The organism is Paraburkholderia sp., from assembly GCF_024281035.1.
In the GTDB taxonomy this organism is placed as follows: domain Bacteria; phylum Pseudomonadota; class Gammaproteobacteria; order Burkholderiales; family Burkholderiaceae; genus Paraburkholderia.
In genome coordinates, this window is sequence record NZ_JAMXLH010000046.1 from 1 (window position 1) to 7,774 (window position 7,774).

The following is a 7,774-nucleotide window of genomic DNA, read 5'->3' on the forward strand; positions in this document are numbered from 1 at the left end:
CGTAGACGATGCCCGCATCCAGCGAGCCATACAGCGTGACGCTGCTTTGTGCTTGAGCCGAAATGGCGAACACGCTCAGGACGCCCGCGACGATCAAAGTGTTCTTCATGATATTTCCCATATTGACATTCATACTGCAATGAAATGGCTGCGAATGTCGGAGCCAGGTTGCGGACGAGATTTAATCGTCAAACCTGCTCCAGCGGGCACGCTGTCTGTGAAACAGACTCTTTCAATATCTGGGCGATGTATCGGATTTTTGCTTAACGCATTGTTATAAAAAGGAAATGGGGAATTATGGCTGTCACGGAGCTATCATTCTTTTGTGGTACTCGCGCGACGCCGCAAACGTAAAGACCCGTTCCGGCGCGGGGCGCCACTCCCGTATGACGACGCGCCTCTTCAACTGCAACGGCATCGTTATTGCGCACGGGAATAAGGCGCCCGCGCGCCGCGTTTAACGCTATGTCGGCGCCTGCGTTCGCGATGAACCGGCATTTGGGCATCTTCAGTAATTGTGTGGTTCATACCTCGCTGGATATCTCCGGGCGGGACGTCCTGCGAATTTCCCCAACAGGAGATCACCATGAAGCGATTTCGTATTTTTCTTGCGTGTCTCGTCAGCCTCGGAATTGTCGCGGCCTCAGTGTCCCCGGCGGCCGCGGAAGACAACATGAATCAGAAGAACGACAGCTCATCGAACAGTTCGGGTAATTCGAGTTCGTCGACCGGCGGTTACTGAACGCCGTAGGTGTCAAGTCCTGGAACAGGTTGACAGCAATTGCGCACGAGGACGCCCGATGCACAGCATCGGGCGCTAATGAGACGGTCAGCCTGACTATGGATTTTTACGGCAGCCCGCGCGGCGAAACCTTCGCGCATGACAACGAAAAACGCCGCAGATCGTTCGATCTGCGGCGTCACGGCATGCCAATGAACGCAGGCGCGCAGCGATCAGACGCGCTCGATTGCGATGGCAATCCCCTGGCCCACGCCGATGCACATCGTGCACAGCGCAAAGCGGCCCTGCGTGCGTTCCAGCTGATACAGCGCCGTCGTCACGAGACGCGCGCCGCTCATGCCGAGCGGGTGGCCGAGCGCAATCGCGCCGCCGTTGGGATTGACGCGAGGATCATCGTCGGCGACGCCCAGCATGCGCAGCACCGCCAGCCCCTGCGATGCAAACGCCTCGTTCAGTTCGATCACGTCGAATTGATCGATCGTCATGTTCAGGCGCGCGAGCAGCTTTTGCGTGGCGGGCGCCGGACCGATGCCCATCACGCGCGGCGCGACGCCGGCTGTCGCCATGCCGAGCACGCGCGCACGCGGCGTAAGGCCGAAGCGCTTCGCATTCTCTTCGTTGGCAAGGAGCAGCGCGCATGCGCCGTCGTTGACGCCTGAAGCGTTGCCCGCCGTCACCGAGCCGTCCGCGCGCACGATACCCTTGAGCCTCGCGAGTGCTTCGAGGCTCGTCTCGCGCGGATGCTCATCGCGCGAAACAATGATCGGCTCCCCTTTCTTCTGCGCAATCGTCACCGCGACGATTTCCTGCGCGAGTGTGCCGTCGCCCTGCGCGCGCGCCGCCTTTTGCTGGCTGCGCAGCGCGAACGCGTCCTGATCGGCGCGGCTTACGTTGTAGTCGACTGCGACGTTCTCAGCCGTCTCGGGCATCGAATCGACGCCGTACCGCTGCTTCATGAGCGGATTCACGAAGCGCCAGCCGATGGTTGTGTCGTAGATCGCCGCGTCGCGCGCGAACGCGCTCGCGGATTTGCCCATCACGAACGGTGCGCGGCTCATGCTCTCGACGCCGCCTGCGATCATCAGGCCCGCCTCACCGGCCCGGATCGCGCGCGCGGCGCTGCCTACCGCATCCATGCCCGAACCGCACAGACGGTTCAGCGTGCTGCCGGGCACCGCCTCCGGCAACCCCGCCAGCAACAGCGACATGCGCGCAACGTTGCGGTTGTCGTCGCCGGCCTGGTTTGCGCAACCGTAGATCACATCGTCGAGTGCAGACCAGTCCACGTCCTTGTTACGGTCCACCAGCGCTTTCATCGGCACCGCGCCGAGATCGTCCGCACGGACATGAGCGAGGGCGCCGCCGTAACGGCCAATCGGCGTGCGAATCGCATCGCACAGAAAAGCTTCCGCCATGCAAATCTCCTGATTGATGGGCGGCGCAGAGGAAATTCAACAATTAAACGCGCCGCCCCGGTACATTTGTTCTATACGCGAACCACAGATCGTTAGCTGAACATTTTTGCCAATCATAGGTGGGTCACCGAATGGGTGTCAAGCGGGTCTCAAGTGGGTCTCAAGCGGGTCTCAAGTGGGTCTCAAGCGCGCGAACGGCCCTGTCGCAAGTAAAACGGCCGCACAGACGCGAAGTCTGTACGGCCGTCAGGCACGCGAGTGGGGCCGGAATTTAACGCGACATCATATGCATGGCGACGTTGTTCATGACCCAGACCGTGCCGAAAATAAGAAACGCGGCGGCGACCACGGTATAGCCAAGCGAAATCATGTTCATGCCGCGTCCTGGCCCGGAGTTCAGATGCAGGAAGAACACGAGTTGAACGACGACCTGCACGAACGCGAGCACGGCCAGCACGGCCGTGGCGCTACCCGAATCGAGCGCGCCGTACCACACGACGCCGAACGCGGCCGCGGTGAGGATCACCGAAAGGATAAAGCCCAGGATGTAGCTACCGGCGCTGCCGTGAGCCTGCGATTGAGAATGAGCCATTTAGAGCACGCTCCCGAGATAGACGAAAGTGAACACGCAGATCCACACGAGGTCGAGGAAGTGCCAGAAGAGGCCCAGACACGCAAGACGGCGGATTTCGTGCTCGCCGAGCTGCGGCTTGAGGAGCACGTGAATCATCATCACGGCCATCCAGATCAGACCGATGAAAACGTGCAGGCCGTGCGTGCCGACCAGCACGAAAAACGACGACCAGAACGCGCTGCGCTGGGGACTCGCGCCTTCCGCGATCAGTTGCGAGAACTCGCGCAGTTCGAGAAACAGGAACAGCGCGCCGAGCACGAAGGTCACCACGAGCCACTGCATGACCTTGCCTGACTTCTGCTGGTACGCGTTCAACATCGCGAATCCGAACGTGATGCTGGAGAGCAGCAGCAGTCCGGTTTCGATCGCCACGCCCGGTAGCTCGAACAGGTCCTTGCCCGTGGGGCCGCCCGCAAACTGCTGCGCGAGGCTCGCGAACGTCGCGAAAAGCGCGGCGAACAGCACGCAGTCGGTCATCAGATAAGTCCAGAAGCCGAATACCGAGTGCGACTCCGGGTGGTCCTGGTGATCGAATTCGGCGAGGTTCGCCGGATTGGTTTTCTGTAACATCAGTTGGCCTCCAGGGCGCCGATGGCGCGGCGACGCTGTTCTTCGCGCAGTTCTTCAATTTCGCGCACGCGCTCGGCAGGAATGATGTAACCGTCGTTATTGCCGAAGCTGCGCGCCGCGACCGTCACCACGATACCGACGAGCGCGAGCACGGCCAGCCACGTGATGTGCCACACACCCGCAAAGCCCAGTACGAGGCTGAACATGCCGACGATGAAACCGGCCGACGTGTTCGACGGCATATGAATATCGCGGTAGTGCGCTTCGAGCCCGATGCCACGTCCGGTTTCCTTCATGTGGGCGAAAACGTCGATGTCGCTGACGTGCGGGATCACCGCGAAGTTGTAGACCGGCGGCGGCGACGAAGTCGCCCATTCGAGCGTACGGCCGTCCCACGGATCGCCCGTCACATCCTTGCATTCCGGCTTGTTGCGGTTGATGAACGCCTCGATCCACGACACGACCTGGAGCACGATGCCCAGGGCGATGATGGCCGCGCCGATCGCCGCGATGACGAGCCAGATCTGCCAGTCGGGGTTGTCGTAGTGGTTGGTCCGGCGCGTCATGCCCATGAAGCCCAGCACGTAGATCGGCACGAACGCCACATAGAAGCCGACCAGCCAGCAGGCGAACGACGCCTTGCCGAGCTTCTCGTTCGGCTTGATGCCGAAGATCTTCGGGAACCAGTAGTGAAGGCCCGCGAGGAAGCCGAACACCACGCCGCCGATGATCGTGTTGTGGAAGTGCGCGATGAGGAACAGCGAGTTGTGCAGCACGAAGTTCGCGCCGGGAATCGAGAGCATCACGCCCGTCATGCCGCCGATCGTGAACGTCACCATGAAGCCGATCGTCCAGAGCACCGGCGTGGTGAAGTGGACACGGCCGCGATACATCGTGAACAGCCAGTTGAAAATCTTCAGGCCCGTCGGGATCGCGATGATCATCGTCATAATGCCGAAGAACGCATTGACGTTGGCGCCTGCGCCCATCGTGAAGAAGTGGTGCAGCCACACGAGGAACGCGAGAACCATGATGGCGCACGTCGCGTACACCATCGTCTTGTAGCCGAACAGCGGCTTCTTCGAGAACGTGGCGATGATCTCCGAATAGATGCCGAACGCAGGCAGCACGAGGATGTACACCTCGGGGTGGCCCCACGCCCAGATCAGGTTCAGGTACAGCATGGCGTTGCCGCCCGCGTCGTTCGTGAAGAAGTGCGTGCCGACGTAGCGGTCGAGGCCGAGCAGCGCAAGCGCGATCGTGAGAATCGGGAACGTGGCCATGATGAGCACGTTCGAGCACAACGTCGTCCAGGTGAAGACCGGCATCTTCATGAGGTTCATGCTCGGGGCGCGCATCTTCAGGATCGTGACGAAGAAGTTGACCGCCGAGATCAACGTGCCGACGCCCGAGAGCTGCAACGACCACAAGTAATAGTCGACCCCCACGCCCGGACTGTATTGCAGCTCCGAAAGCGGCGGATACGCGAGCCAGCCGGTCTGCGCGAACTCACCGACCACGAGCGAAATGTTGATCAGGATCGCGCTGATCGCCGTCATCCAGAACGACAGCGAATTCAGGAACGGAAACGCCACGTCGCGCGCGCCGATCTGCAGCGGCACGATGATGTTCATCAGGCCGATCATCAGCGCCATCGCCATGAAGAAGATCATGATGACGCCGTGCGCCGTGAAGATCTGGTCGTAGTGGTGCGGCGGCAGGTAGCCTGGCGAATCGAACGCGATGGCCTGCTGGATGCGCATCATCACGGCATCGGCGAAGCCGCGCAGCAGCATGAGCACGGCGACGATGATGTACATCACGCCGATGCGCTTGTGGTCCACACTCGTGAGCCATTCGCTCCAGATGTACTTCCACTTTCCGGTTACGGTCACCAGACCGCCCACAGCCAGCACGATCAGCGCCATGAACGCAGCGGCGCCCATGATGATCGGCTGATCGAACGGAATTGCCTCTAAAGTAAGTTTGCCTAACATGCGTTACCCCTCAAGTTTCCCGTCAACACGGCAGACAGCGTCACGGAAATCGGTGACGTGGCCGTTGTTGTATTTCGCGACGATGTTGTTGAAGAGCTTCGGATCGACTCTCGAGAAGTGCTGCACGGGATCCTTCTCGCTCGGCTTCGCCACCGCCGCGTATTCGTCCATCGAGAGCGACGCCGACGACGCCCTCACCTTCTCGACCCATGCGTCGAATTCCTGCTGGCTCGTGGCGAGCGTGCGGAACTTCATGTCCGAGAAGCCCTGGCCGCTGTATTGCGCCGACAGGCCCGCGTAGTCACCCGGGTGGTCGGCGATCAGGTGCAGGCGCGTCTGCATGCCGGCCATCGCGTAGATCTGGGTGCCGAGTTGCGGAATGAAGAACGAATTCATCACCGAATCCGACGTGATGCGGAAATTCACGGGCGTGCCGACCGGCATGGCGAGCTGGTTCACCGTCGCGATGCCGAGGTCCGGGTAGATGAAGAGCCACTTCCAGTCGAGCGCCACGACTTCGACGTTGATCGGCTTGACGTCCGACGTGAGCGGCTTGTAGGGATCGAGCTCGTGGGTGGTCTTCCAGGTGAGGATGGCCAGGTAGAGGATGATCAGCGAGGGAATGGTCCAGACCACGACTTCGATCATCGTGGAATGGGACCATTTAGGCGCGTAGGTGGCGTTCCGGTTCGACGCGCGATAGCGCCATGCGAAAAACAGGATGAGGAAGATCACCGGCACCACGGCAATCAGCATGGCGACCGTCGAGGTGATGATGAGCGACTTTTCGGCAACGCCAATGCTGCCCTTCGGGTCGAACAGCGCAAAATTTCCGCTACACCCCGATAGTGAGACGGCCAACCCACTGCCGAGGAGGACGAGCCATCGTTTGAAGGCTTTTCTTTCTGTCATGTTTGCACGCTTTCCCTTTGAAGGACCTTTGACGCATTACGCCGTTGACACATCACGCGGTTGACACATGGGGCAGTTGACGCACCGGGCATTTGCATCGCAAAAAATCCACGACAAATGCACCCACACTTGAAGCGGCGCAATTTTACGTAAGGAATCCTGTTCAAAAATTGATCCACGCCAAATATTACCCCGCAACGAAGGCAAAATTCGTACGGGTGCGACGTAATGGCGCAAGCAGTCCTACAGACAATAATTAAACATGCTAAGCAATGTTTAAAGGTGGTTAACCTTTTCGCGAAGCCTGTCAGAAAATCCTGGAAATCGCCGCCGTAAAAACGGCGGCATTAACGATTCGGGCGACGCAATGCCCGGCTTTGGGGAAGCCCTTCGGATCGCCGGATTGGATCGTGTGACGGTAACTCGATCCTAAAAAAACGAATTCGACGGTGCCCACGAGCCATTTTTATTTGCTCTTATTGGCTCTTCAACAAACTACGGCCGGCGAGCGGCGTCCAGCGCGCGCGAATATTTGCATTACGAACGATCAGACAGATACGATCGAACCCAACCCAGTCCAGCCGACGTCGCCCCGCGCGGACGGTACTCACAGCCGATCCAGCCGCCGTAGCCCAGTTCGTCGAGCAGCGCGAACAGATACGGGTAATCCACCTCGCCGGTATCCGGCTCGTGCCGCTGCGGCACGCCTGCGATCTGCACATGGCCAATTCCGCCGATGTCGCGCCGCAGCTTCATGGCCAGGTCGCCTTCGACGATCTGACAGTGGTAACAGTCGAACTGCACGAGCAGATTCGCTGCGCCCAGCGCGGCGCGGATCGCTTGTGCGTCGTCCTGACGGTTCAGCAAATAGCCGGGCATGTCGCGCGGGTTGATCGGCTCGATCAGGACCGTGACGCTCTCGGACTGAGCCTGCGACGCCGCCCAGGCCAGATTGCGCAGGTAGCACTCGCGCTGCGCCTCGTACGGCGTGCCCGCATCGCGCAGCCCCGCCATGACGTGCACGCGCCGGGTGCCGAGCGTGCGTGCGTAGTCGAGCGCCTGGTCGATGCCGCGGCGAAATTCGTCCTCGCGCCCCGGCAACGACGCGATGCCGCGCTCGCCCGCCGCCCAGTCGCCGGGCGGCGCGTTGAACAGCACCAGTTCGACGCCGTTCCCGTCGAGGCGCGACTTCAGGTCGTGGGCGGGCAAGTCGTATGGGAACAGGCACTCGGTCGCCGCGAAGCCGTCACGCGCCGCCGCGGCGATACGGTCGGCAAAGGCGTATTCGGCGTACATCATCGTCAGGTTGGCCGCAAAGCGGGGCATGGTCGAGGTCTCCTTTCAGTCGGTCGGCATGCGCCTGTGACGGCGCTTCAAAGCCACTAGTCGCAGTCGCAGCCGCAGCCGCAGCCGCAGTCGCAGTCGCAGTCGCAGTCGCAGTCGCAGTCGCAGTCGCAGTCGCAGTCGCAGTCGCAGTCGCAGTCGCAGTCGCAGTCGCAGTCGC

General features: G+C 60.8%; 7 protein-coding genes. 1 reads left to right on the top strand and 6 read right to left on the bottom strand.

The window, feature by feature from the left end; genetic code table 11:
- Positions 1–586: 586 nt before the first annotated feature.
- Positions 587–742 (top strand): hypothetical protein, encoded by a 156-nt coding sequence (locus Q0L30_RS14425; RefSeq protein WP_296657434.1) that lies wholly within the window; start codon positions 587–589, stop codon positions 740–742.
- Positions 743–954: 212 nt separating this feature from the next.
- Here the strand turns inward: Q0L30_RS14425 and pcaF are convergent, their stop codons facing one another.
- From pcaF to otnI, 6 genes are all read right to left on the bottom strand, one after another.
- Positions 955–2,157 (bottom strand): 3-oxoadipyl-CoA thiolase, encoded by a 1,203-nt coding sequence (gene pcaF / locus Q0L30_RS14430; RefSeq protein WP_296657436.1) that lies wholly within the window; start codon positions 2,155–2,157, stop codon positions 955–957.
- 271 nt (positions 2,158–2,428) lie between these two features.
- Entirely contained in the window at positions 2,429–2,749 is a 321-nt protein-coding gene (cyoD, locus tag Q0L30_RS14435) for a cytochrome o ubiquinol oxidase subunit IV (RefSeq protein ID WP_296657438.1), read from the bottom strand.
- Positions 2,750–3,361, bottom strand: a complete 612-nt coding sequence (gene cyoC, locus Q0L30_RS14440) for a cytochrome o ubiquinol oxidase subunit III (RefSeq protein WP_296657441.1) — start codon at positions 3,359–3,361, stop codon at positions 2,750–2,752.
- Positions 3,361–5,358 carry a cytochrome o ubiquinol oxidase subunit I gene (gene cyoB, locus Q0L30_RS14445; protein ID WP_296657444.1) on the bottom strand — a complete coding sequence of 666 codons (1,998 nt, stop codon included), beginning with the start codon at positions 5,356–5,358 and terminating at the stop codon, positions 3,361–3,363. Before cyoB ends, cyoC begins: the two co-directional genes overlap by 1 nt.
- Positions 5,359–5,361: 3 nt before the next feature.
- Positions 5,362–6,270, bottom strand: a complete 909-nt coding sequence (cyoA, locus tag Q0L30_RS14450) for a ubiquinol oxidase subunit II (RefSeq protein WP_296657445.1) — start codon at positions 6,268–6,270, stop codon at positions 5,362–5,364.
- Positions 6,271–6,807: 537 nt separating this feature from the next.
- Positions 6,808–7,596: a 2-oxo-tetronate isomerase gene (gene otnI / locus Q0L30_RS14455; RefSeq protein WP_296657448.1), complete on the bottom strand. Its 789-nt coding sequence runs from the start codon at positions 7,594–7,596 to the stop codon at positions 6,808–6,810.
- Positions 7,597–7,774: the final 178 nt, after the last annotated feature.

Coding starts and splice junctions, on each gene's coding strand:
- cyoB (WP_296657444.1), bottom strand. CDS start 5,358: ATGTTAGGCAAACTTACTTTAGAGGCAATTCCGTTCGATCAGCCGATC.
- cyoA (WP_296657445.1), bottom strand. CDS start 6,270: ATGACAGAAAGAAAAGCCTTCAAACGATGGCTCGTCCTCCTCGGCAGT.
- cyoD (WP_296657438.1), bottom strand. CDS start 2,749: ATGGCTCATTCTCAATCGCAGGCTCACGGCAGCGCCGGTAGCTACATC.
- otnI (WP_296657448.1), bottom strand. CDS start 7,596: ATGCCCCGCTTTGCGGCCAACCTGACGATGATGTACGCCGAATACGCC.
- Q0L30_RS14425 (WP_296657434.1), top strand. CDS start 587: ATGAAGCGATTTCGTATTTTTCTTGCGTGTCTCGTCAGCCTCGGAATT.
- pcaF (WP_296657436.1), bottom strand. CDS start 2,157: ATGGCGGAAGCTTTTCTGTGCGATGCGATTCGCACGCCGATTGGCCGT.
- cyoC (WP_296657441.1), bottom strand. CDS start 3,361: ATGTTACAGAAAACCAATCCGGCGAACCTCGCCGAATTCGATCACCAG.